At 60.4% G+C, this 22,409-nt stretch carries 21 protein-coding genes, 5 tRNA genes and 1 pseudogene; 19 read left to right on the top strand and 8 right to left on the bottom strand.

All coding sequences use genetic code 11. The features are described 5' to 3' along the window. The first annotated feature begins 50 nt into the window (after nucleotides 1-50). From ACIO0C_RS27680 to ACIO0C_RS27640, 9 genes are all read left to right on the top strand, one after another. Nucleotides 51-1,076 (top strand): NAD(P)H-dependent glycerol-3-phosphate dehydrogenase, encoded by a 1,026-nt coding sequence (locus tag ACIO0C_RS27680; RefSeq protein ID WP_401317072.1) that lies wholly within the window; start codon nucleotides 51-53, stop codon nucleotides 1,074-1,076. Between the two features lie 30 nt (nucleotides 1,077-1,106). Continuing rightward, on the top strand, nucleotides 1,107-1,454 hold the full coding sequence (locus ACIO0C_RS27675; RefSeq protein ID WP_020799699.1) for a DUF4389 domain-containing protein: 348 nt from the start codon (nucleotides 1,107-1,109) through the stop codon (nucleotides 1,452-1,454). Then, the gene (sixA, locus tag ACIO0C_RS27670; RefSeq protein ID WP_401317070.1) at nucleotides 1,451-1,906 is read left to right on the top strand and encodes a phosphohistidine phosphatase SixA; all 456 of its coding nucleotides are present in this window, start codon (nucleotides 1,451-1,453) and stop codon (nucleotides 1,904-1,906) included. The genes ACIO0C_RS27675 and sixA overlap by 4 nt, the downstream gene beginning before the upstream one ends. A 117-nt stretch (nucleotides 1,907-2,023) precedes the next feature. Further along, nucleotides 2,024-3,679, top strand: coding sequence for an AMP-binding protein (locus ACIO0C_RS27665; protein WP_401317069.1), 1,656 nt, complete (start codon nucleotides 2,024-2,026; stop codon nucleotides 3,677-3,679). 32 nt (nucleotides 3,680-3,711) lie between these two features. Continuing rightward, nucleotides 3,712-4,155, top strand: coding sequence for a hotdog fold thioesterase (locus ACIO0C_RS27660; RefSeq protein WP_272603298.1), 444 nt, complete (start codon nucleotides 3,712-3,714; stop codon nucleotides 4,153-4,155). A gap of 119 nt (nucleotides 4,156-4,274) precedes the next feature. Then, nucleotides 4,275-5,081, top strand: coding sequence for an alpha/beta fold hydrolase (locus ACIO0C_RS27655; protein WP_401317067.1), 807 nt, complete (start codon nucleotides 4,275-4,277; stop codon nucleotides 5,079-5,081). Further along, on the top strand, nucleotides 5,078-5,932 hold the full coding sequence (locus ACIO0C_RS27650) for an alpha/beta hydrolase (RefSeq protein WP_401317065.1): 855 nt from the start codon (nucleotides 5,078-5,080) through the stop codon (nucleotides 5,930-5,932). The genes ACIO0C_RS27655 and ACIO0C_RS27650 overlap by 4 nt, the downstream gene beginning before the upstream one ends. A 118-nt stretch (nucleotides 5,933-6,050) precedes the next feature. Continuing rightward, entirely contained in the window at nucleotides 6,051-6,857 is an 807-nt protein-coding gene (locus ACIO0C_RS27645; protein ID WP_401317063.1) for a DUF4892 domain-containing protein, read from the top strand. 69 nt (nucleotides 6,858-6,926) lie between these two features. Continuing rightward, nucleotides 6,927-7,979: an AI-2E family transporter gene (locus ACIO0C_RS27640; RefSeq protein ID WP_401317061.1), complete on the top strand. Its 1,053-nt coding sequence runs from the start codon at nucleotides 6,927-6,929 to the stop codon at nucleotides 7,977-7,979. 3 nt (nucleotides 7,980-7,982) lie between these two features. Here ACIO0C_RS27640 and ACIO0C_RS27635 read toward each other — a convergent pair whose 3' ends face one another. Then, complete coding sequence (locus ACIO0C_RS27635; protein WP_401317058.1) at nucleotides 7,983-9,044, bottom strand: sensor histidine kinase; 1,062 nt, start codon at nucleotides 9,042-9,044, stop codon at nucleotides 7,983-7,985. After that, a complete protein-coding gene (locus ACIO0C_RS27630) occupies nucleotides 9,044-9,802 on the bottom strand; it encodes a response regulator (protein ID WP_032831861.1) in 759 nt (252 codons plus the stop codon). Before ACIO0C_RS27630 ends, ACIO0C_RS27635 begins: the two co-directional genes overlap by 1 nt. A 296-nt stretch (nucleotides 9,803-10,098) precedes the next feature. Between ACIO0C_RS27630 and pyrF the strand changes: the two genes are divergently transcribed. Next, nucleotides 10,099-10,797 carry an orotidine-5'-phosphate decarboxylase gene (gene pyrF / locus ACIO0C_RS27625; protein ID WP_007974578.1) on the top strand — a complete coding sequence of 233 codons (699 nt, stop codon included), beginning with the start codon at nucleotides 10,099-10,101 and terminating at the stop codon, nucleotides 10,795-10,797. Nucleotides 10,798-10,897: 100 nt separating this feature from the next. On the opposite strand, the gene ACIO0C_RS27620 is transcribed toward pyrF, so the two are convergent. After that, nucleotides 10,898-11,902, bottom strand: coding sequence for an NADP-dependent oxidoreductase (locus tag ACIO0C_RS27620; protein WP_401317056.1), 1,005 nt, complete (start codon nucleotides 11,900-11,902; stop codon nucleotides 10,898-10,900). Nucleotides 11,903-12,137: 235 nt separating this feature from the next. On the opposite strand from ACIO0C_RS27620, the gene ACIO0C_RS27615 reads away from it, so the two are divergent. From ACIO0C_RS27615 to ACIO0C_RS27605, 3 genes and pseudogenes are all read left to right on the top strand, one after another. After that, nucleotides 12,138-12,899 carry an SDR family oxidoreductase gene (locus ACIO0C_RS27615; protein WP_008062892.1) on the top strand — a complete coding sequence of 254 codons (762 nt, stop codon included), beginning with the start codon at nucleotides 12,138-12,140 and terminating at the stop codon, nucleotides 12,897-12,899. A 133-nt stretch (nucleotides 12,900-13,032) separates the two neighbouring features. Then, a pseudogene (locus tag ACIO0C_RS27610) lies at nucleotides 13,033-14,139 on the top strand (HAMP domain-containing protein); the annotation flags it as partial. Next, nucleotides 14,116-14,997, top strand: coding sequence for a methyl-accepting chemotaxis protein (locus ACIO0C_RS27605; RefSeq protein WP_401317087.1), 882 nt, complete (start codon nucleotides 14,116-14,118; stop codon nucleotides 14,995-14,997). The pseudogene ACIO0C_RS27610 and the gene ACIO0C_RS27605, both read left to right, overlap by 24 nt. Nucleotides 14,998-15,089: 92 nt before the next feature. Here the strand turns inward: ACIO0C_RS27605 and ACIO0C_RS27600 are convergent, their stop codons facing one another. Then, nucleotides 15,090-15,848 carry a hypothetical protein gene (locus tag ACIO0C_RS27600; protein ID WP_401317054.1) on the bottom strand — a complete coding sequence of 253 codons (759 nt, stop codon included), beginning with the start codon at nucleotides 15,846-15,848 and terminating at the stop codon, nucleotides 15,090-15,092. A gap of 385 nt (nucleotides 15,849-16,233) precedes the next feature. Here ACIO0C_RS27600 and ACIO0C_RS27595 point away from each other — a divergent pair. From ACIO0C_RS27595 to ACIO0C_RS27575, 5 genes are all read left to right on the top strand, one after another. Continuing rightward, nucleotides 16,234-16,309: transfer RNA gene (locus tag ACIO0C_RS27595), tRNA-Glu, on the top strand. A gap of 2 nt (nucleotides 16,310-16,311) precedes the next feature. Then, nucleotides 16,312-16,387: transfer RNA gene (locus tag ACIO0C_RS27590), tRNA-Gly, on the top strand. 104 nt (nucleotides 16,388-16,491) lie between these two features. Next, nucleotides 16,492-16,567: transfer RNA gene (locus ACIO0C_RS27585), tRNA-Glu, on the top strand. A 3-nt stretch (nucleotides 16,568-16,570) separates the two neighbouring features. Further along, nucleotides 16,571-16,646 (top strand) — tRNA-Gly (locus tag ACIO0C_RS27580). A gap of 77 nt (nucleotides 16,647-16,723) precedes the next feature. After that, nucleotides 16,724-16,799: transfer RNA gene (locus tag ACIO0C_RS27575), tRNA-Gly, on the top strand. A gap of 66 nt (nucleotides 16,800-16,865) precedes the next feature. Here the strand turns inward: ACIO0C_RS27575 and ACIO0C_RS27570 are convergent. Both ACIO0C_RS27570 and ACIO0C_RS27565 read right to left on the bottom strand, forming a co-directional pair. Further along, a complete protein-coding gene (locus tag ACIO0C_RS27570; RefSeq protein ID WP_401317052.1) occupies nucleotides 16,866-17,504 on the bottom strand; it encodes a LysE family translocator in 639 nt (212 codons plus the stop codon). 24 nt (nucleotides 17,505-17,528) lie between these two features. Continuing rightward, entirely contained in the window at nucleotides 17,529-18,155 is a 627-nt protein-coding gene (locus tag ACIO0C_RS27565; protein ID WP_401317049.1) for an alanyl-tRNA editing protein, read from the bottom strand. 91 nt (nucleotides 18,156-18,246) lie between these two features. Here ACIO0C_RS27565 and ACIO0C_RS27560 point away from each other — a divergent pair, with 91 nt between their 5' ends. Further along, nucleotides 18,247-19,245 (top strand): LysR family transcriptional regulator, encoded by a 999-nt coding sequence (locus ACIO0C_RS27560; protein ID WP_401317046.1) that lies wholly within the window; start codon nucleotides 18,247-18,249, stop codon nucleotides 19,243-19,245. A 51-nt stretch (nucleotides 19,246-19,296) separates the two neighbouring features. Here ACIO0C_RS27560 and ACIO0C_RS27555 read toward each other — a convergent pair whose 3' ends face one another. Then, nucleotides 19,297-19,704, bottom strand: coding sequence for a PA2817 family protein (locus tag ACIO0C_RS27555; protein WP_008062898.1), 408 nt, complete (start codon nucleotides 19,702-19,704; stop codon nucleotides 19,297-19,299). 81 nt (nucleotides 19,705-19,785) lie between these two features. After that, nucleotides 19,786-22,233 carry an acyl-CoA dehydrogenase gene (locus ACIO0C_RS27550; RefSeq protein ID WP_401317043.1) on the bottom strand — a complete coding sequence of 816 codons (2,448 nt, stop codon included), beginning with the start codon at nucleotides 22,231-22,233 and terminating at the stop codon, nucleotides 19,786-19,788. Nucleotides 22,234-22,409: the final 176 nt, after the last annotated feature.

The raw sequence follows: 22,409 nt of genomic DNA, 5'->3' as shown, positions 1-22,409 counted from the left end.
CGCTCCGTATAATGCCGGCATCGCCACTGGTATGGATTAACGGATTAGATATGACTGAACAGCGCCCGATCGCGGTCTTGGGAGGCGGAAGTTTTGGTACCGCCGTGGCTAATCTGCTGGCCGAAAATGGCCATCAAGTCCTGCAATGGATGCGTGACCCCGAACAGGCCGAGGCCATCCGGGTCAATCGCGAGAACCCGCGTTACCTCAAAGGCATCAAGATTCTGCCCGGTGTGACACCGGTCACTGATCTGTTGGCCACCCTGGAGGCCTGCGACCTGAGTTTTGTCGCGCTGCCCTCCAGCGCGTTGCGCTCGGTGCTGGCCCCGCATACCGATCGGCTAAGCGGCAAAATGCTGGTGAGCCTGACCAAGGGCATTGAAGCCCACACGTTCAAGCTGATGAGCCAGATTCTCGAAGAGATTGCGCCACTTGCACGCATCGGTGTGTTGTCCGGGCCGAACCTGGCCCGTGAAATCGCTGAACACGCGTTGACGGCCACGGTGGTCGCCAGCGAAGACGAAGCGCTCTGCCAGCATGTCCAGGAGGTGCTGCACGGCCGCACCTTTCGCGTGTATGCCAGCGCCGACCGGTTTGGCGTCGAACTGGGTGGGGCATTGAAAAACGTCTACGCGATCATCGCCGGCATGGCGGTGGCGATGGGCATGGGCGAAAACACCAAGAGCATGCTGATTACCCGGGCACTGGCGGAAATGACCCGCTTCGCGGTGAATCAGGGGGCCAACCCGATGACATTCCTGGGCCTGGCGGGCGTGGGCGATCTGATCGTGACCTGCTCGTCGCCAAAAAGCCGTAACTACCAGGTTGGCTTTGCCCTCGGCCAGGGCTTGAGTCTCGATGAGGCGGTCAGTCGATTGGGCGAAGTCGCTGAAGGCGTGAATACCCTCAAGGTGCTCAAGGCCAAGTCCCAGGAAGTTGGCGTGTACATGCCGTTGGTCGCCGGGTTGCACGCGATCCTGTTCGAAGGGCGCACGCTTGAGCAGGTGATCGAACTGTTGATGCGGGGCGAGCCGAAGACTGATGTCGACTTTATTTCCACCAGCGGCTTCAACTGAACCCCCCACTTCACAGGAACGGAGCGAGAAATGAGTGATCCAAAAGTAGAAGCCAAATACGAGTCCATCCTGCTTCGAGTGCTGTGGATGGTGGTGTTCCTGCTGGTCTGGCAGGTGGCGCAGTTCATGCTTGGCGCCGTGGTGCTGGTGCAATTGATCTATCGTTTGATCTATGGCGCCCCGAGCGCCAGCCTGATGAACTTCGGCGACAGTCTGAGCCAGTTCCTGGCCCAGATCGGTCGTTTCGGCAGCTTCCACAGCGACCAGAAACCTTGGCCGTTCGCCGATTGGCCGACGCCGCGTACGCCGGAAGGTGAAGCGCCGCACGTCGTGGCGCCCGCACCGCATCCGGCCCGAGATGAGGAACCCAAGCTATGAAACTCTGGGTATTGCGTCATGGTGAAGCCGAGCCACACGGTTCCAAGCCCCACGATTCGGAGCGTGAGCTGACCGAAAATGGTCGTAAGGAAGTGCTGCGTGCCGCTGCCAACCTGATTGGCCAGCCGCTAACAGCGATTTATGCCAGCCCCTACATGCGAGCGCAGCAAACCGCACACCTGGTGAAAGATACATTGGGTTTCGAACCGGAAATCCGCACTGTTGATTGGCTGACCCCGGATTTCGATCCCGATCGAGTGACCGATCAACTGAAATCGGTGACCAACGTGCTGTTGGTTTCCCATAATCCACTGGTGGGAAACCTGCTCAGCTACCTGCAGCATGGTGCTGGACATCCGCCCGAAAAAGTCAGCACCGCCGGCCTGGCGGAGCTTGAAAGCAATGAACTGCTGATCGGCGCGATGAAGCTCAACAGCATCAAGCACCCTTAAAGGCAAAAGATCGTCCGAAGGCTGCGATCTTTTGATCTTGATGTCCAAAAATTTATAACCAAGCATTTGCTTGGTTGGCTACGCTTGCTCCAGACCCGGAAAAAAGGAGCGAGTCGCATGCCTGCTGCTTTTCGTTTGCCCCTGGACATTTTCTACGAACGCGAGGCCCGTCATCCCCGCCAGCGCTTTCTTGTCCAGCCTGTGGGCGGTGGTCATGTCGAGACCTTGACCTGGGAGGACGTCGGTCACCAGGCGCGTTGCGCGGCCCATTGGCTGCGCTCGCAGGAACTGCCCCAAGGCAGCCACATCGCCCTGATCTCGAAAAATTGCGCGCACTGGATCATTGCCGACCTGGCGATCTGGATGGCCGGGCATGTCTCGGTGCCGTTGTACCCCAACCTCACCGCCGAATCGGTGGCCCAGGTGCTCGAACACTCCGAAGCGGCGCTGGTATTCATTGGTAAACTCGATGACTGGCCTGGCATGTCCCGGGGGGTGAATCCTGACCTGCCGACCATCAGCCTGCCGCTGCATCCGCACGGCACCTTCGATTTCAGCTGGGACGACCTGCAGCGCAGCTCGCCGATCCAGGACGATCCCAAGCCCGCCGCCGATCAACTGGCGACCATCATCTATACGTCCGGCACCACCGGCATGCCCAAGGGCGTGATGCACAGCTTCGGCAATCTGGGGTTCGCTACCGCGCGCGGCACGCAGTTGTTCGGCCTGAATGACTCGGATCGCCTTTTGTCATATTTGCCGTTATGCCATGTTGCGGAACGGATGTTCGTCGAATTGGCATCGATTTATACTGGACAAACCGTATTTTTTGCCGAAAGTCTCGACACCTTCCTGACGGATCTGCGCCGTGCCCGGCCAACGGCGCTGTTTGGCGTGCCGCGCATCTGGACCAAGTTCCAGATGGGGGTGTACAGCAAGATTCCGGAAAAACGCCTGGATTTCCTCCTCGGATTGCCGATTATCGGTAAGCGGGTCGGACATAAAGTCCTCGCCGGGTTGGGGCTCGATGCCTTGCGCGTTGCCTTGTCCGGTGCCGCGCCGTTGCCCCTGAGTCTGCTGCTGTGGTATCGCAAGCTCGGACTGGACGTGCTGGAGGTCTATGGCATGACGGAAAGTTGCGGTTACTCGCACATTGGCCTGCCGGGGCAGAACAAACCCGGCTGGATTGGCATGCCTTGCCCGGAGGTCCAGGTGCGCATCGACGAATCGGGCGAAGTCATGGTGCGCAGCGGTGCAACCATGCTCGGGTATTTCAAGGATCCGCAGAAAACCGCCGACACCCTCACCGAGGACGGCTTCCTGCGCACCGGTGACAAGGGCGAGGAAGATGCCGAAGGCAACCTGCGCCTGACCGGGCGCCTGAAGGAGATCTTCAAGACCAGCAAAGGCAAGTACGTAGCGCCGGCACCGATCGAAAATCGCCTGGCGGTGCATTCGCGTATCGAGCAGGTGTGTGTGGTTGGTGATGGCTTGAGTGCGCCATTGGGTCTTTGCGTGCTTTCGGCCGTCGGGCAGCAGGAGGCGCGGGCCGGTTTGCATTCAAGCCTGGAAAAACTGCTGGAAGAGGTCAACAACGCCCTCGACAAGCATGAACGCTTGCGGCGACTGGTGGTGGTCAAGGACAGTTGGGCGGTGGAAAACGGCTTTCTCACGCCGACCCTGAAGATCAAGCGCAACGTCATCGAAGCCACATACGGCGCTCGTTTCGAAGAATGGAGCGAGCGCAGCGAAGCGGTGCTGTGGCAGGATTGAGCCACGAATAAAATCAACGAGGAAAACCTGCTATGAGTCTGTGGCGTACCCTTCCCAACATCGAACAGCTGAATGCAATTCAGAAAAACACCATCGGCGAACTGCTGGACATCCGTTTCGAAGCTTTCGATGAAGAGTCCCTGACCGCGAGCATGGTCATAGACCATCGCACTCACCAGCCTTATGGCTTGTTGCATGGCGGCGCTTCGGTGGTGCTGGCTGAATCCGTCGGTTCCATGGCCAGCTACCTGTGCATCGATGCCAGCAAATTTTACTGCGTGGGGCTGGAAATCAACGCCAACCACCTGCGCGGCTTGCGCAGCGGGCGGGTGACGGCGGTGGCAAAGCCGATTCACATCGGGCGTACCACCCATGTCTGGGATATCCGTTTGACCAGTGACGAAGGCAAGGCCAGTTGTGTGTCGCGGTTGACCATGGCCGTGGTGCCGCTGGGTGAGAATCCGCCGGCTCGTTGAAGCCTGCGTTCCTTTATTTGCATGGCCGGACTGTCATCATTCCTGTCAGTTACGGTCATTGCTGCAGGGCGCGGTCTTGCGGACAATCAACGCTTGGTCTCGCTCATGGATTTGCAGGTATGTCGCAACAGATATTTTTCGCCCACGCCAATGGTTTTCCTTCAGGAACCTATGGCAAGTTGTTTGCGGCGCTGGCACCCGAATTTCAGGTGACGCATCTGGAGCAACACGCCCACGACCCGCGTTTCCCGGTCGACGACAACTGGTACAACCTGGTGGATGAACTGATCCATCACCTGCAGCAACAGCCGCAGCCGGTGTGGGGCGTGGGTCATTCCTTCGGTGGCGTACTGCATCTGCACGCGGCGTTGCGTTGCCCCGAGTTGTATCGCGGTGTGGTGATGCTCGATTCGCCGGTGCTGACGCGCACCGATCAATGGGTCATCCGCGCGGCCAAGCGCCTGGGCTTCATCGACCGCCTGACCCCGGCCGGTCGAACCCTGGGGCGTCGTGAAGAATTTGCCGATCTCGAGAGTGCCCGCCGTTATTTCGCCGGCAAGAGTCTGTTTCGCGGCTTCGATCCGGAGTGTTTCGATGCCTACCTGCACTATGGATTGCAGCCGGTCGGCGACAGGTTGCGCCTGCGTTTCGACCCTGCCACGGAAATCAGCATCTACCGGGGCGTACCGCACACCAGCCCCGCCCGCACCCGACAGTTGAAAGTGCCGCTGGCGGTCGTGCGCGGGCACAAGAGCCGGGTAGTGATGCGCCATCACACCCGTTCGGTCGGGCGCATGCCAAATGGGGAGGCCCTGAGCATGCCTGGTGGGCATATGTTTCCTCTGGAGAGTCCGCAGGAGACAGCAGCACTGCTGAAAAACCTGTTCGACCGCTGGGAAAGTCGCCAGCAACAGGATTGCGCATGAGCCAGGTCGTCGAAGAAGTCCGCCTGAGCCTGCCGCACATCGAGTTGGCGGCGCACTTGTTCGGTCCCGAAGACGGTTTACCGGTGATCGCCCTGCATGGCTGGCTGGACAACGCCAACAGCTTCGCCCGCCTGGCACCCAAGCTCAAGGGCCTGCGCGTGATCGCCCTGGACATGGCCGGCCACGGGCATTCGGGGCACCGTCCGCCGGGTGCCAGTTACGCCATGTGGGACTACGCCCACGATGTGCTGCAAGTGGCAGAGCAGCTTGGCCTGAAGCGGTTTGCGTTGCTGGGGCATTCGATGGGCGCCATCGCATCGCTGATCATTGCTGGCTCGCTACCGGAGCGTGTCACTCACCTGGCATTGATTGATGGTGTCATTCCGCCCACGGACAAAGGTGAGCACGCTGCCGAGCGCATGGGCATGGCCCTGCAGGCGCAACTGGACCTGCGGGAAAAGCGCAAACCGGTCTACAGCACTCAAGACCGCGCCATCGAAGCGCGCATGAAAGGCCTGGTGGCGGTCAGTCGCGAAGCCGCTGAACTACTGGCCCAGCGTGGCTTGATGCCGGTGCCGGGCGGCTACACCTGGCGCACCGACAATCGCCTCACGCTGCCATCGCCGCTGCGCCTGACCACCGAACAGGCAATGGCCTTCGTCCAGCGGGTCGCTTGCCCGGCGAAACTGGTGGTCGCCGCCGACGGCATGCTCGCCAAGCATCCAGAGTTGTTGGAGCGTCTACCCTTTAGCCTTGAACAGCTGCCAGGCGGCCATCATTTGCACCTGAATGACGAACCCGGCGCCGACCTTGTCGCAGACTGTTTCAATCGGTTCTTCGCCATTCCTTGACTTGCGCCGGGCAACTGTCGAGGCTGGCTGGGTTGAAAAGGGAGACAACCATGACAGACCTCTACACCGCTGCGACCCCGAATGGCCACAAGGTCATGCCAATCTGATGAGTCCATCCATGCGCTCACTCAGTTTGCTGATGCTCTGTTGTTTCAGTCCTCTATCGTTAGCCGCCGATTTGCCCGGCAGTCAGGACTTGCCGATGGTGCCGCGCATGACCGATGCGCAGATCGTCGACTATCGCCCCTCGGCAGAGCTCGAACGAATCTATCCGCTCGGTTCGATCCGCAAGATCAGCGGCCAGCTACGCTTTGACGGACAGGTCAGTGCCCGTGGGCATGTCACCTCAGTGACCTATGAATTGCCGGCGGAACATTCCGCAACCCAGGCCTTCACCGCCGCGCGCGAAGCGCTGCAGCAGCAGGACGCCCAGTTGCTGTTCTGGTGCCAGGCTCGAGATTGCGGCGAAAGCAGCCTGTGGGCCAACGAAGTGTTCGGTAACGCCAAGCTCTATGGCGCCGATAATGAGCAGGCGTACCTGCTGTTACGCCTGGCCGCACCTCAGGACAATACGCTGGTGGCGCTCTACAGCATCACCCGTGGCAATCGCAAAGCCTATCTGCATGTCGAACAATTCGACGCCGTCGCCCCACTGGGGGAATTGCTGCCGACGTCCGCGACCTTGCTGCGCGAGCTAAAGAGTACCGGAGAACTCGACTTCCCCAAGCTGACGCAAGCACCCGATGACACCTGGCTGCGCCTGATCTCCCGGGGCTTGAACCTGGACACGACCTTGCGGGTCAGTGTATCGGGACCCAACGCCGAAGCCTGGCGCCAGTCGCTGATTGAACAGGGCGTACGCGGGGCACGGATGGAAACCGGTGGTGTCGAAGGCTCTGGCCTGCATATCAAACTGCTGCGATAAACACTATCCGGCGAACACGCGCGGCGTGTTCGCCTACTCTTTTTGCTGAATGATTTTTTCGAGACTGTGATGATCAATAACGATCGGCTGTTGGTGCAGATCCTGCTGCTGGTGCTGTTTGGCGCGAGCTTCTGGGTGATGGCGCCGTTCTGGTCGGCCCTGTTCTGGGGCGCGGTACTGGCTTTCGCCAGTTGGCCACTGATGCGCCTGCTGACCCGCTGGCTCAATGGCCGCGAGTCCCTGGCGGCGGCCCTGCTGACCGTGGGCTGGATGGTGCTGGTGGCGGCGCCTTTGGTGTGGCTGGGGTTCAACCTGGCGGACCACGTGCGTGACGCCACGGCGTTCATCAAGGATGTGCAGGTCGACGGCCTGCCTGAAGCGCCGACCTGGCTGGGTGGCATTCCCCTGGTGGGCGAGAGGCTGTTGGTCATCTGGAACAGTGTCGATCAGCAGGGCGCGGCGATGATGGTGTCGCTCAAGCCTTATCTGGGGCAGGTCGGCAACTGGTTGCTGGCGCGTAGCGCGCAGATTGGCGGCGGCATCCTCGAGCTGACCCTGAGCATTGTCTTCGTGTTCTTTTTCTATCGCGACGGCCCACGGTTGGCGGCCTTTGTTCATGGTTTGCTGGAGCGGCTGATCGGCCACCGTGCCGGGTACTACATCGAACTGGTGGCGGGCACGGTGCAACGGGTGGTGAACGGCGTGATCGGCACTGCCGCGGCCCAGGCGGTCCTGGCGCTGATTGGATTCCTGATTGCTGGCGTCCCCGGGGCGCTGGTTCTCGGTATCGTGACCTTCCTGCTCAGCCTGATTCCCATGGGGCCACCGCTGGTATGGATCCCCGCCACTGCCTGGCTGGTCTGGAAGGGTGATTACGGCATGGCGGTGTTCCTCGGCATCTGGGGCATGTTCATCATCAGTGGCGTGGACAACGTGCTCAAACCCTACCTGATCAGCCGGGGCGGGAATTTGCCGCTGGTGATTGTGTTGCTTGGGGTGTTTGGCGGGTTGATCGCGTTCGGATTCATTGGCCTGTTTATCGGGCCGACGTTGCTGGCCGTGGCTTACAGCCTGTTGACCGACTGGAGCAAGAGCCAGTCTCGGGTTGATGACCGTCGCTGAATGTCAGGTCCTGGGCAGGCGAATGACCGCCGTCAGCCCGCCACCGGGCGTCTCTTCCAGGCTTAGCTGCCCGCCCAGCCGTTGCGCCGCTTCGCGAGCAATGGTCATGCCCAGCCCGACGCCGCCGGAGTTGCGATTGCGTGAGCCCTCCAATCGAAAGAACGGTTCGAACACCGCTTCGCGTTTATCCGCCGCGATCCCCGGGCCGTGGTCGATGACCCGGATCACCAGCTGTTCGCGATTGTCTTCGAGCGTGATCAGCGCATTCCCGGCATAACGCAGGGCATTGTCCAGCAGGTTGTTGATACAGGAGCGCAACGCCATCGGCTGGACTTGCAGCGGCGCGCAATGACCGCGGGCCTGGACGTCGGCACCCTGGTCCTGGGCGTTTTCGCTCAGGGACTCGACCAGCGCCTGCACATCCATCCACTGTGATGCCTCGCTGGCGCGCTGTTCGTGCAGGTAGCCGAGGGTCGCATCGAGCATGCTGATCATGTCGTCCAGATCCTGGCGCATCTGCCCTTGCAGCTTGTCGTTGTCGATCTGTTCCAGGCGCAGTTTGAGCCGCGACAGGGGCGTGCGCAGGTCGTGGGACACGGCACCGAGCATGCGCGAGCGCTGCTTGACTTGCTCGATGATGCGTTGCTGCATTTTGTTGAACGTATGCGCCGCTTGCCGCGCCTCCCGTGGGCCGGACTCTTCCAGTGGCACACTGTCGAGGTTTTCACTCAGGCGCTCGGCTGCATCGCTCAGGCGCTGAATCGGCCGGCTGAGCAATTTGGCACCGTACCAGGCGGCAATGATCAGCGAGATCAGTTGAAACGTCAGCGGCACCAGCGGTCCGCCGAACCATGGCCGGGGAGGGCGATTGGCCAGGCGCGGGTCGATTGGTGGGCGTTGACCCTCCAGCTCTTCGGAAAATGCCGCTGGCGCAGGGGGGGGGAGTGGGGGAGGTGGCGGGCCGTAAGAGTGAAACCAGGCAAATGCCAGCAGGTGCGCCAGGATAATCGCGATCAGCAGGACACCAAACAGGCGACCGAACAGCGTATCGAAGCGCGCCCGCATCAGCCGATATCCCGGGCGTCGAACAGATAACCCTCACCCCGGACGGTTTTGATCAGTTGTGGCGCCTTGGGGTCGTCACCGAGCTTCTGCCGCAGGCGCGACACCAGCAGGTCAATGCTGCGATCGAAGGCTTCGATCGAACGGCCACGAGCGGCATCCAGCAGTTGCTCGCGGCTCAGGACCCGACGCGGACGTTCAATGAACACCCACAGCAGGCGAAATTCGGCATTGGACAGGGGCACTACCAGGCCATCGGCTGCAATCAACTGGCGCAGCACGCTGTTCAGGCGCCAATTGTCGAAGCGGATGTTCGCCCGTTGTTCGCTGCGGTCGTCCCGCACCCGGCGCAGAATCGTCTGGATGCGCGCGACCAGCTCGCGGGGTTCGAAAGGCTTGGCCATGTAGTCGTCGGCGCCGAGCTCAAGGCCGATGATCCGGTCGGTGGGTTCGCAGCGGGCCGTGAGCATCAGGATCGGAATATCCGATTCGCCGCGCAACCAGCGGCACAGCGACAGGCCGTCTTCGCCAGGCAGCATCAGGTCGAGCACCACCACGTCGAAATGCTCCGCCTGCATCGCCAGGCGCATGGCGGCGCCGTCGGTGACCCCGCTGGCATGGATGTTGAACCGGGCAAGGTAGTCGATCATCAGCTCGCGGATCGGCACGTCATCGTCGACGATCAGTGCGCGAATGCTCCAGCGTTTTTCATCGCCGGGCGCTTTTTGATCGTCGTTCACGGGGGCTGGAGTGTTGTACATGCGTGCGTTCATCTGCCAGGTAGGCTGCCAACCACAAAGATAGGCCGCGAGGTTGTGGTTCCAGCATAGGCGTCCTGCCCGGAGGCGGGAAGTGCTGAGGTAAGGACGTATTGCGGCTGCCGAGGGTAGCGGGCAAGGATGTTGAGGGCGTGTCGTGACTGTACCGAACTCGACACAATTGCCGCAAAGGCTAGTCTTGCCTGAGCGTTCTCGACGATTTACCGATCATCGGGTCCCGCAGGGCCATTGGTTCCGCTACAATGCGCGCCGATTTCGACTTGCCTGAGAGCCCACTCATGTCCGCCTGCCAGACTCCTATCATCGTCGCCCTGGATTTCCCTACCCGTGACGCCGCACTGAAGCTGGCCGACCAGTTGGACCCGAAACTGTGCCGGGTCAAAGTCGGTAAAGAACTCTTCACCAGCTGCGCTTCGGAAATCGTCGGCACCCTGCGTGACAAGGGCTTCGAAGTGTTCCTGGACCTCAAGTTCCACGACATCCCCAACACCACGGCCATGGCGGTCAAGGCCGCGGCGGAAATGGGCGTGTGGATGGTCAACGTCCACTGCTCCGGTGGCCTGCGCATGATGGCTGCCTGCCGCGAAGTGCTGGACCAGCGCAGCGGGCCAAAACCGCTGCTGATCGGTGTGACGGTGTTGACTAGCATGGAGCGTGAGGACCTGGCCGGAATCGGTCTGGACATCGAGCCGCAGGAGCAGGTCCTGCGTCTGGCGGCACTGGCGGAAAAAGCCGGGATGGATGGCCTGGTGTGCTCGGCCCTGGAAGCCCAGGCGCTGAAATCGGCGCACCCGTCGCTGCAACTGGTGACCCCGGGAATTCGTCCTGCGGGCAGCGCCCAGGACGACCAGCGCCGCATCCTGACTCCGCGCCAGGCGCTGGATGCCGGTTCCGATTACCTGGTGATCGGCCGTCCGATCAGCCAGGCGGCGGATCCGGCCAAGGCACTGGCTTCGGTGGTCGCCGAACTTGCCTGAATACCTGTAGGAGCCGGCTTGCCGGCGATTGAATCACCGCGGTTCACCTGAATCACCGCGGTGCCTGCATCGCTGGCAAGCCAGCTCCTACAGAACAACGTCAGACTTTCAGGACCAACTTGCCAAAATTCTCCCCGCTGAACAATTTCATCAACGTTTCCGGGAACGTCTCCAGTCCCTCCACGATGTCTTCCTTGCTCTTGAGTTGCCCCTTGGCCATCCAGCCGGCCATTTCCTGTCCGGCGGCGGCGAACTGCGCGGCGTAGTCCATCACCACAAAACCTTCCATGCGTGCGCGGTTGACCAGCAGTGACAGGTAGTTGGCCGGGCCCTTGACCGCTTCCTTGTTGTTGTACTGGCTGATGGCGCCACAGATCACCACCCGGGCTTTCAGGTTCAAACGGCTCAATACCGCGTCGAGGATGTCGCCGCCCACGTTGTCGAAATACACGTCGACGCCTTTGGGGCATTCGCGCTTGAGGCCTGCAACGACATCCTCATTCTTGTAGTCGATGACGCCGTCAAAACCCAGTTCGTCGATGAGGAACCTGCATTTGTCCGCGCCCCCGGCGATGCCGACTACCCGACAACCCTTTATCTTGGCAATCTGCCCGGCAATGCTGCCCACCGCACCGGCAGCGCCCGACAACACCACGGTATCGCCGGCCTTGGGCGCACCCACGTCGAGCAACGCGAAGTAAGCGGTCATGCCGGTCATGCCCAGCGCGGACAAATAGCGCGGCAGCGGCGCCAGTTTCGGATCGACCTTATAGAACCCGCGCGGCTCACCCAGGAAATAATCCTGCACGCCAAGGGCGCCGTTGACGTAATCGCCGACCGCGAACCCCGGGTTGTTCGAAGCCAAGACCTTGCCTACGCCCAACGCGCGCATCACTTCGCCAAGACCGACCGGCGGGATGTAGGACTTGCCTTCGTTCATCCAGCCGCGCATGGCCGGGTCCAGGGACAGGTATTCGTTCTTGACCAGGATCTGGCCTGCAGCCGGTTCGCCGACCGGTACTTCCTGATAGGTGAAGGTTTCCCGGGTCGCGGCACCCACTGGGCGTTTGGCGAGCAGAAATTGGCGATTGGTCTGGGACGTCATGGTAGGCACTCAGGATGAATGAAACCTTGTTGATAGACCCTCAAAGTCGATGTCGCAAGTTCGGCTGATGCGGCGAATACGGACTGATCCAGTGCAGTGATAGTTGGTACGGTAGTTCCATCACTGCCGCTCATGGGGGCTCAACCGGCCTTTTGATAGTGCTGCCGGGCCAGGGAGGCTGTGGCTATGCTGGGGAACACGCGAAACCCGCAAACTTATCTTCGAGGACAGAACAATGAGCATGACGTTTTCCGGCCAGGTGGCAGTGGTGACAGGCGCGGCAGCCGGCATTGGCCGGGCCACTGCCCAGGCGTTTGCCGCCGAAGGCTTGAAGGTGGTGGTAGCCGACATGGACACCGCGGGCGGCGAGGGCACGGTCGCGCTGATCCGTACGGCAGGTGGCGAAGCGACCTTCGTGCGTTGCAACGTTACGCTGGAAAGCGATGTAAAGAATCTGATGGATGAAGTGGTCAATACCTACGGCCGTCTCGACTATGCCTTCAACAATGCCGGTATCGAGATCGAGAAAGGCAAGCTGGCCGAAGGTACGGTCGACGAGTTTGACGCGATCATGGGCGTCAACGTCAAGGGGGTCTGGCTGTGCATGAAGTACCAGCTGCCTTTGCTGCTGGCCCAGGGCGGCGGTGCAATCGTCAACACCGCGTCAGTGGCCGGTCTCGGGGCTGCGCCCAAGATGAGCATCTACGCGGCTTCCAAGCATGCTGTCATCGGCCTGACCAAGTCGGCCGCGATTGAATACGCCAAGAAAAAAATCCGCGTCAATGCCGTTTGCCCGGCGGTGATCGACACCGACATGTTCCGCCGTGCTTATGAAGCAGACCCGAAGAAGGGCGAGTTCGCCAATGCGATGCACCCGGTTGGCCGCATCGGCAAGGTCGAGGAAATCGCCAGCGCGGTGTTGTACCTGTGCAGCGATGGCGCGGCGTTCACCACGGGGCATTCATTGGCCGTGGATGGCGGGGTTACGGCGTTTTGATAGCGGATCGACCTCCAGCGTTCTGAAAACGACGCGGACGTAGCTTTTTGCCATTATTCAGGCGCCAGAGTCTTGTGTTGATACAGGGCCGTTGCGACTCTGACGCAACGATAATGGCGGGGGACTGAGTGCAATGATTTCAGCCGTGCAAGGACGTTTTGCCAACCTCGGTATGGCAAAAAAACTGGGTGTCGGGTTTGCGCTGGTGCTGTTGCTGACGGCCCTGGTTGCGGCCATCGGTGTATGGTCGCTGCAAACCATCAGCCAGCGCTTCGACGGGCTCAAGCAGATGTCTTCGCTCAACAGTGGTTTGCTCAAGGTGCGACTGCTGGAGCAGGAATATGCCCTGCACGGTAGCCCGAAAACCGTCGATGCCCTGCACGCAGGCGTTGATGGCCTGATCGACCTGGCAAACCAGCTCAAGTCGGCGTCGGCGGCCAACGTACCGGTCATGAATGACGTCGAGCAGTCCCTGGGAGCTTACCGCAAGGCGTTTGACGAGTTTGTCTCGCTCAGCCAGGCCAAGGACCTGGCGCTGGAAATGGCCAGTTGGTCGGTGTCCAGCGTGGCCAATAACCTCGACATCCTGCAAGCCGGGCTCGCCGATGATGGCGCTTATACCTTGAAGGAATCCGAAGGCAAGGACGGAGCGGCATTCATCGAGCAAGCCAGTCAGGTCAGCCAGGTTTCGCGGTTGATGCTGCAAGCCATGAACGAAGCACGCGTTCGTCTGGACCAGAGCCGCAAGGGCGACGATGGCGCCGGGCAGGGCAAGATCGAGCAGGCCAGCCAGGCGCTGACCCAGGCCGAGCAACTCAAGACCTTGGTCAAGGATGAGGGCTACCAGACGGTCCTCAATGAAGTCACCGGCCATATCGCCAGTTTCAGCGACAAGCTTGCCGAGTACACCGGCCTGCTCGAGCAGGAAAAAATCGTCTACCAGCAATTGCATCAACGCGCTGCCCAGGTGGTGGAACGGGTGGACCAGGCCTATGTCGCCGAAGACCAGTCGATGCAGTCGCAACTGAAAAACAACTCGCTGCTGATACTCGGCTCTTCCGTACTGGCCTTGCTGGTCGGCTTGATTGCGGCGTGGGTGATTACCCGCTTGATCGTGGCGCCGTTGCGCACTGTGATTCGTGTGGCGCAGCAGATCGCTGCCGGGGACCTGAGTGCGAAGGTCGAAGTGACCCGCCGCGACGAGATCGGTCAATTGATGCAGGCCATGCAACAGATGGGCGCAGGGCTGAGCCAGATCGTCAGCGGTTTGCAGGCGGGCATCGAGCAGTTGGCCACTTCAGCGCAATCCTTGTCTGCCGTGACCGAACAGACCAACCTCGAAGTCAGCAGCCAGAAGGAAGAAACCGAACAGGTGGCGACGGCCATGAATCAGATGACCGCCACCGTGCACGACGTCGCGCGCAATGCGGAGGAGGCCGCCCTGGCGGCGCAAACGGCCGATGGCAAGGTTGAAAGCGGGCAACAGGTGGTGCGCCAGAGCATGGTGCGGATCGAGCAACTGGCGGATTCCGCTACGTCGGCCAGTTCAAGCATCGAAAGCCTGAGCGCGGAAATCCAGAACATCGGCACGGTGCTCGGCGTTATCAAGAGCGTGGCGGAGCAGACCAACCTGCTGGCCCTGAACGCGGCCATCGAAGCAGCCCGGGCCGGCGAGCAGGGCAGGGGCTTTGCGGTGGTGGCTGATGAAGTGCGGGCCCTGGCCAAGCGCACCCAGCAATCGACCGAAGAGATCGAGCGACTGGTCAGCGCCTTGCGCGCGGCGGCGCAGGCGTCGGTGCAGCAGATACAAGGCAGTGGCGAGTTGGTGAAACTGGCGGTCAGTGATGCACTGCAGACTGAGAGTGCGTTGGGGAGTATTGCTGCGGCCGTGTCCTTGATTCAGCAGATGAACCAGCAGATCGCCGCTGCTGCCGAGGAGCAGAGCTCGGTGGCCGAGGAAATCAATCGCAGCGTCACGAGTATTCGTGCGAGTGCGGACCAGTCTTCGCTGGCGATGCAGGGCAATGCGGCGTCGAGTATCGAGCTGGCGCAGTTGGGGGTTGAGTTGAAGGGGATGGTGGGGCATTTCAGGCTTTAATACCTACCCCAGGCCCCTGCAGGAGCAAGCTTTGCTCCTGCAGGCAAAAAAAAGCCACCTGACCCGGTGGCTTTTCTACGTTGTTCGAATGATCAGTCGTAGATCACTTTCTTCTTCCAGTCCGCATCTGCCTCGACCTCCTTGAGGCCCTCGGTCAGTTGGTTGACGTCGCCTTCCACCGGCGCGATACGGTCCATGACCTGGTCGTTGGCCCGGGCCAGGAGTTTTTCCAGGTATTCCAGTTGTTCGGCGTAGACCTGGGGTTCCTGCTGTTTGCGCAGGTACTGCACGCCGCGTTCGAACGCCAGTCGCGCCTGGCCGGGCTGGTTCTGCTGCAGGGAATGCTGGCCGAGGTTGTTGAAGAACTCGATGTGCAGCAGCACGAGGATATGGCGCACTTCACGGATCCAGCCCTTGGCTTCGCTGGGTGGCAGGAAACCATCCTGGGCAGCGCGGGTGATCTGGCCGTGCAAGGCTTCGAGCAGGAAGCGCACGTCCTTGGCCTTGGCTTCCGTCTGGATCGGTGCTGGCGGGTTGTTGACCGGAATCGATTCGCCCTGGGCAACCAGAGCCTCCAGTTCGCTAATCCGTGCCTTGAGGTTGGCGCTGGTCTTTTCCAGGTTCAGCAGGCGTTGGCAGACATTCAGTTCCAGGCGGGTCAACAACAGTTTGAGCGCAGGCTTCATCAACTGGCCGGGAAACGTCTCGGTGATTTCGCCACAGCGACGCAGGCGGTCATTGAGTTCAACCTTGGTACGGGCCCTTTCCAGTTTATTGTTTTCCACCACATGGTTGATGTAGCCAATGGCGATCAAGAGTGCAATCCCGGCTACGACGAGCAGGGTGATCATGAGTGGTGTCACCGGTAAAACCTCTTTTTAGGGTTTGCATGCGAGTGAAGTGGCCTGGCTTACAAGAGCGGTGGAGCCGCTCGGCTGCCTGGCTCGGCGTGGCTGAAGCTGTATCGGCCACGGCCCGCTTATATGAATGCTGGCACTCTGAAGCATATTGCCATCACTCATGGCGTCGACTATAACGCCTTGGCGAGTGTCAGAATATAGGCGCCAGACCCCAGGCGACGGAAAAGCCGGGAGGGGCCGCAAAGCAGCGCGAAGTCATTGATTTAAATAAATTTATAACAGGGGGTTGACGACCTCTCAATCCATCCATAGAATGCGCGCCACTTGCAGCGTAAAGCGAACAGCGAAACGAAGCAGGGAGTGAATGTTGTAGTGTGTCCCCTTCGTCTAGTGGCCTAGGACACCGCCCTTTCACGGCGGTAACAGGGGTTCGAGTCCCCTAGGGGACGCCAATGCGGGAATAGCTCAGTTGGTAGAGCACGACCTTGCCAAGGTCGGGGTCGCGAGTTCGAGTCTCGTTTCCCGCTCCATTTTTAAACAGTATTGCTTTCGGGCGGTACTGAGTGAAACCAGAACCAAGTCTTCGGATGCGGATCTGGGCACCGAAACACACACCATGTGTTCCGGGCAGCGTGTCCCCTTCGTCTAGTGGCCTAGGACACCGCCCTTTCACGGCGGTAACAGGGGTTCGAGTCCCCTAGGGGACGCCATTTGCGGGAATAGCTCAGTTGGTAGAGCACGACCTTGCCAAGGTCGGGGTCGCGAGTTCGAGTCTCGTTTCCCGCTCCATATTTAACGAGAATGCCGCTCATCGAGCGGCGTTTTTGTTTGCAACAAGTGTTTGAGTCCCCCAGGGGATGCCATTTGCGGGAATAGCTCAGTTGGTAGAGCACGACCTTGCCAAGGTCGGGGTCGCGAGTTCGAGTCTCGTTTCCCGCTCCATATTTAACAAAAACGCCGCTCATTGAGCGGCGTTTTTGTGTGTGCGTGATTTATGTGCGCGGCGTATTACATCGACAGGATCAACCGCCCGGCAAACAGGATCAGGATCACCCCCATGCTGCGTTCGAACCAGTGCCCCAAGCGCATGAACAGCAACCTCACCCGGCTGCTTGAAAAGAACAAGGCAACGATCACGAACCACAGGGCATTCACAAGGCACATCCAGGCACCGTATAGCGCCTGAATCTCCAGCGGTGTCGTGGCGCTGATGATCGTGGTGAAGATCGCCAGGAAGAACAAGGTGGCCTTGGGATTGGTGGCGTTGGTCAGAAAACCCGTCTTAAACGCCTTCAGCAGCGTTTGCTCGACCACTGGTTGCTCAGTCGGTTGATCGCCTTCCAATACGGGTTTCGGCCGACTGCGCACCAGGCTCACACCCAGATAAAGAATGTAGGTCCCCCCGACGACCTTGGCCACCGTCAACAGCCAGGGAATGCTATGCATAAGCGCGCCGACACCGAGCAGGGTGTACAGCACGTGCACGGAAATCCCCGCGCCGATCCCCAGTGCCGTGCAGATGCCAACCACGCGACCGAAACGCACACTCTGGCGAATCGTCACGGCGAAATCCGGTCCGGGAGCGACCACGGCCAGAAAGTGAATCGTCGCCAGCGCCAGGAACTCGCCCAGGTAATTGGAAAGCATCTCAACTCCAGAAGGTTGCAGGGCTCAGTCCACGTGGTAGTGGACGGACAACGTGCCTTTCTTTTGCGAAAGGGCTGTGATCGTGACCGCGCCCAAATCCTTCAGGCTACGTACATGGGTGCCGCCACAGCCGTAGGCGGGCAGTTCACCGAAACTGATTTCCCGGGCGCCTTCGCGCAGCGATGTCAGGCGCGGCAGATCATGGGCGATCCACTGTTCGAGGCCGTTTTGAACGGTCTGCGCCTCAACGTCCTGCGCCGACTCTGCCGGCTTGAATTGCACTCGTCCTTCACCGGGCCAGTGATGCGCCTTGATCGGCATCCAGCCCATGGCCTGGACGAAGTGGCCAATCAGGTGGCCGGCCGAATGCATGCGCGTATTGAACTGGCGACGTTGTTCGTCGACCCGGATCTGGGTCATGCCAAGGTTGACCGGTTGATCGACGAAATGGACGATCCGTTCCGGGTCCTGCACTACGCGCAGTACCCGGCTGTCACCAATCCAGCCCGTGTCACAAGGTTGCCCGCCACCCTGGGGGTGAAACAGGGTGGCGCGCAGCACCACGGCGAATTCGCTCTCGTGAGGTGCGCAGTCCAGGACTTCCACGTTGCCCTTGAGCTCATCACTATGGAAAAAGAGGCGAAGCGTCATATTCCATGCTCGTATTCAAATTTCTATTTTTTATTATATGAAGCGTGGTTTAGCGTGATAATCCGTTCAAACATCAAAGGACTGTTGCGTTGTGAGCATAAATCTTCCACTGCCGTTACTGGGTGAAATGGCGATTTTCGTCAAGGTCGTCGAAACCGGCAGCTTCTCCGAAGCTGCTCGCCAGTTGGGTTCTTCGCCCTCGGCTGTCAGCCGCAGCATCTCGCGTCTGGAAAAGGCCCTGGCCACTCGCCTGCTGCAACGAACCACGCGCAAGTTACGTTTGAGCGACGGTGGCGAGGAGGTCTTCAAGCGCTGCCAGGAGATGGTCAACGCTGCCCGGTCAGTGATGGAAATCAGTGGTCAGTTCACTGATGAGCCCGAGGGGGTAGTGCGCCTCAGCGTCCCGAAAGCGGTAGGCCGAATCGTGATTCACCCGCATATGCCGGAGTTTTTGCGCCGTTATCCCAAGGTGGATGTGGAGTTGTTGCTTGAGGATCGCCAGGTGGATTTGATCGACGATCACGTCGACCTGGCGATTCGTATCACCGACCGGCCGCCCGCGGGATTGGTGGGGCGACAGTTGCTGAGCATCGACCATCTGCTCTGCGCCACACCCCAATACCTGGCTGAGCACGGTACGCCGACTCATCCACATGACTTGCTCAACCACAGTTGCATCTATTTGGGCGAAACTCCGAGCGATGCGCGCTGGAAGTTCAAGAAAGGCAGCAAATCCGTAACCGTCGGGGTGCGCGGGCGATATGCCGCCAATCACACAGGTATACGTTTTGGCGCGGTGTTGCAGCACATCGGCATCGGCAGCCTGCCGTATTTCACCGCGCGCCGTGCCCTGGAGAAGGGATTGATGGTGCAAGTGCTGCCGGACTGGACGTTTCTGGCGTCCTACCACGGAGGCGCGTGGCTGCTGTACTCGCCCACTCGATACCTGCCTCCAAAGCTACGGGTGTTGATCGATTACCTGGTGGAGTGCCTGGAGAAAGAGCCAACGTTGGGCAAACCAGGCAAGTCGAGCCCAATGAGTACGGCTGTATCGGAATATGAGTTGCCCGAGAGCGAGGGCTTGTTCTGAATCAACAGTAAAAAAAAAGGCCCGCATGTTCAACCATGCGGGCCTTTTGCATCAGTGCTTGCTGTCCTGGTTCGACAAGGACAGCAGCTGTTTTTCCTGATTCCAGTCGAAAGGTTCGTCATTCTGTTCGGCTTCGAAACGACGCTCTTCCAGTGCCTGGTACAGGTCGATTTCATCATCGGGCATGTAGTGCAGGCAGTCACCGGCGAAGTACCACAGCAGGTCGCGTGGCACCAGGTGGGCGATTTGCGGGTAACGGGTGATGACCTGGCACAGGATGTCCTGGCCCAGGTATTGGCTTTCGATCGGGTCGACCGGCAGCAGTGCAAGCAGTTCGTCGAAGCGCTCCAGGAACAAGGCATGGCTTTCGTCGGGAACCTGTTCGGCCTCACCTACGGCGACCAGGATGCTGCGCAAATGGTCGAGCAAAACGAGATGATCGGCAACGATGTTGGACACGAGATAAGTCCTCAAGAGCAAAACGGGCGCGGGAGTATAAAGCTCCCGCGCGCATTTTCCCATGATGGAGCGCTGGATGGATCAGCGCACCTTGCCATCGGTCAGTGCTATTTCCTCTTTATCGAAAGCATCGACATCGATCACTTTGCGTCGCGCCACTTCGGCCTCGCGTAGCGTGTGGGCTTCCATCGGTTGCAACACGCCGGCTTCCAGTGCCGTATCGATGACATTTTCCCCGGCAACCGGTTTGAGCTGACCGCTCTTGAGCGCCACATGCAGTTTCTTGCGCAGGGGTTGTGCAGCGCCCAACAGACTGCAGGTGTGCTGCAGGACGCCAACCGGGTCTTCGGCCGATTGCGGGCGGTAGCAACCCAGCAGCACTTCCTCCAGGGCTGGATCACCCTTGGCGCGGCCAATCACTGCCGCGACTTCGGCGCCGAGTTTGTCCGACGGCCCTTTGTGGCGGCGCCCGAACGGGAACACGATCACCCGCAACAGGCAGGCCAGCGCCTTGTTCGGAAAGTTGTTCAGCAGTTCATCCATGGCCCGCTCAGCGTGACCGAGGCTTTCCTCCATGGCCCAGGTAAACAGCGGTTTCATGTATTGCGGCGAGTCGAGGTCGTTGTAGCGCTTGAGCGCGGCGCTGGCCAGATACAGGTTGCTCAGCACATCACCCAGGCGTGCCGACAGGCGTTCGCGTCGTTTCAGTTCGCCGCCGAGCAGCATCATGCTGAGGTCGGCGAGCAGGGCGAATGCGGCCGCCTGACGGTTCAACGCGCGGAAATAACCCTGGCTGAGCTTGTCGCCCGGCACGTGCTCCAGGTGCCCGAAACCCAGGTTCAGCACCAGCGTGCTGGCGGCGTTGCCCACGGCAAACCCAATGTGCTTGAGCAGCAGGCCATCGAACTCGGTGAGTGCCTGGTCCTTGTCCTCCCGAGTGGCCAGGGCCATTTCCTTGAGCACGAAAGGGTGGCATCGAATCGCGCCCTGGCCGAAGATCATCAGGTTACGCGAAAGAATGTTCGCGCCTTCCACGGTAATGAAGATCGGAGCGCCGTTCCATTTGCGTCCCAGGTAGTTGTTCGGCCCCATGATGATCGCCTTGCCGCCGTGCACATCCATCGCCTGGCTGATGCACTCGCGGCCACGCTCGGTGAGGTGGTACTTGAGAATCGCCGACAGCACCGACGGTTTTTCGCCGAGGTCCACCGCGTTGGCGGTCAGCATCCGCGCGGCGTCCATCATCCAGGCGTTGCCGCCGATGCGCGCCATGGCTTCCTGAATGCCTTCGAAAGCGGCAATCGGCACGTTGAACTGCTCGCGAATCTGCGCGTACTGGCCGGTCACCAGGCTGGTGAACTTGGCCATGCCGGTGCCCACCGCCGGCAGGGAAATCGACCGTCCGACGGACAGGCAATTCATCAGCATCATCCAGCCCTTGCCGAGCATGTCCTGGCCACCGATCAGGAACTCCAGCGGCACGAACACGTCCTTGCCGGAGTTCGGCCCGTTCATGAACGCCGCGCCCAGGGGCAGGTGGCGACGGCCGATTTCCACACCGGGGAGATCGGTTGGAATCAGCGCCAGGCTGATACCCAGGTCTTCCTCTTCTCCCAGCAGGTGGTCCGGGTCATAGGCCTTGAAGGCCAGGCCGAGCAGGGTGGCCACCGGGCCCAGAGTGATGTAGCGCTTTTCCCAGTTCAGGCGCAGGCCGAGGGTTTCCTTGCCTTCCCATTCGCCTTTGCAGATCACCCCGGTGTCGGGCATGCCGCCCGCGTCCGAGCCGGCCAGGGGACCTGTCAGTGCAAAGCAGGGGATTTCGTCGCCGCGCGCCAGGCGCGGCAGGTAGTGGTTGCGTTGTTCGTCAGTGCCGTAGTGCAGCAACAGCTCGGCCGGGCCAAGGGAATTGGGGACCATCACGGTGGAGGCGAGATCGCCGCTGTGGCTGGCCAGTTTCATCGCTACTTGCGAGTGGGCGTAGGCCGAGAAACCCTTGCCGCCAAACTCCTTGGGAATGATCAGGGCAAAGAAGCCGTTGTCCTTGATGTACGTCCAGGCCTCGGCCGGCAAGTCCATGGTTTGACCCAGCTGCCAGTCGCTGACCATGGCGCAGAGTTCTTCGGTCGGGCCGTCGATGAAGGCCTGTTCTTCTTCGCTCAGTTGCGCTTTGGGGTAGGACAGCAGTTTGTTCCAGTCCGGGCGACCGCTGAACAGCTCGCCGTCCCACCACACGGTGCCGGCTTCGATGGCGTCACGTTCGGTTTCCGACATCGGCGGCAGGGTTTTCTGGAACCAGTTGAACATCGGTGCGCTGAAGAATTTGCGGCGCAGATCAGGCAACAGCAGGGGGGCCGCCACGGCGGCGGTCAGTACCCAGAAAATCAACAGCAGCCAGCCCGGTGCGCGGCTGAACGCGCCCATTGCCAACAGATAGACAGCCACGATGCCCAGGGCAGGCAGCGGCGCGATACGACGGTGGGCTAAATAAGCTATCCCGACAACCAGAACCAGTATCCACAACAGCAGCATATTTAATCCTCCGTGAACCCAGGGCGAACCAACCCACAGAGCTTAGACGGCATCCGCGAAACGGGGTGGTCAGAGCGAGGTGACTGAAATCGTGGGAAACCCTGGATGATTGTGTAGGCCCTAGGTACGACAGACCGTGAAAAACGTTCATTGAGCGGGCGGCAAAGCGCCCATGT

It is taken from the genome of Pseudomonas sp. NPDC087336, assembly GCF_044744285.1.
Taxonomy (GTDB): Bacteria; Pseudomonadota; Gammaproteobacteria; order Pseudomonadales; family Pseudomonadaceae; genus Aquipseudomonas.
Note: the sequence above shows the minus strand (reverse complement) of the source record. Positions and strands in the feature narration are given on the sequence as shown.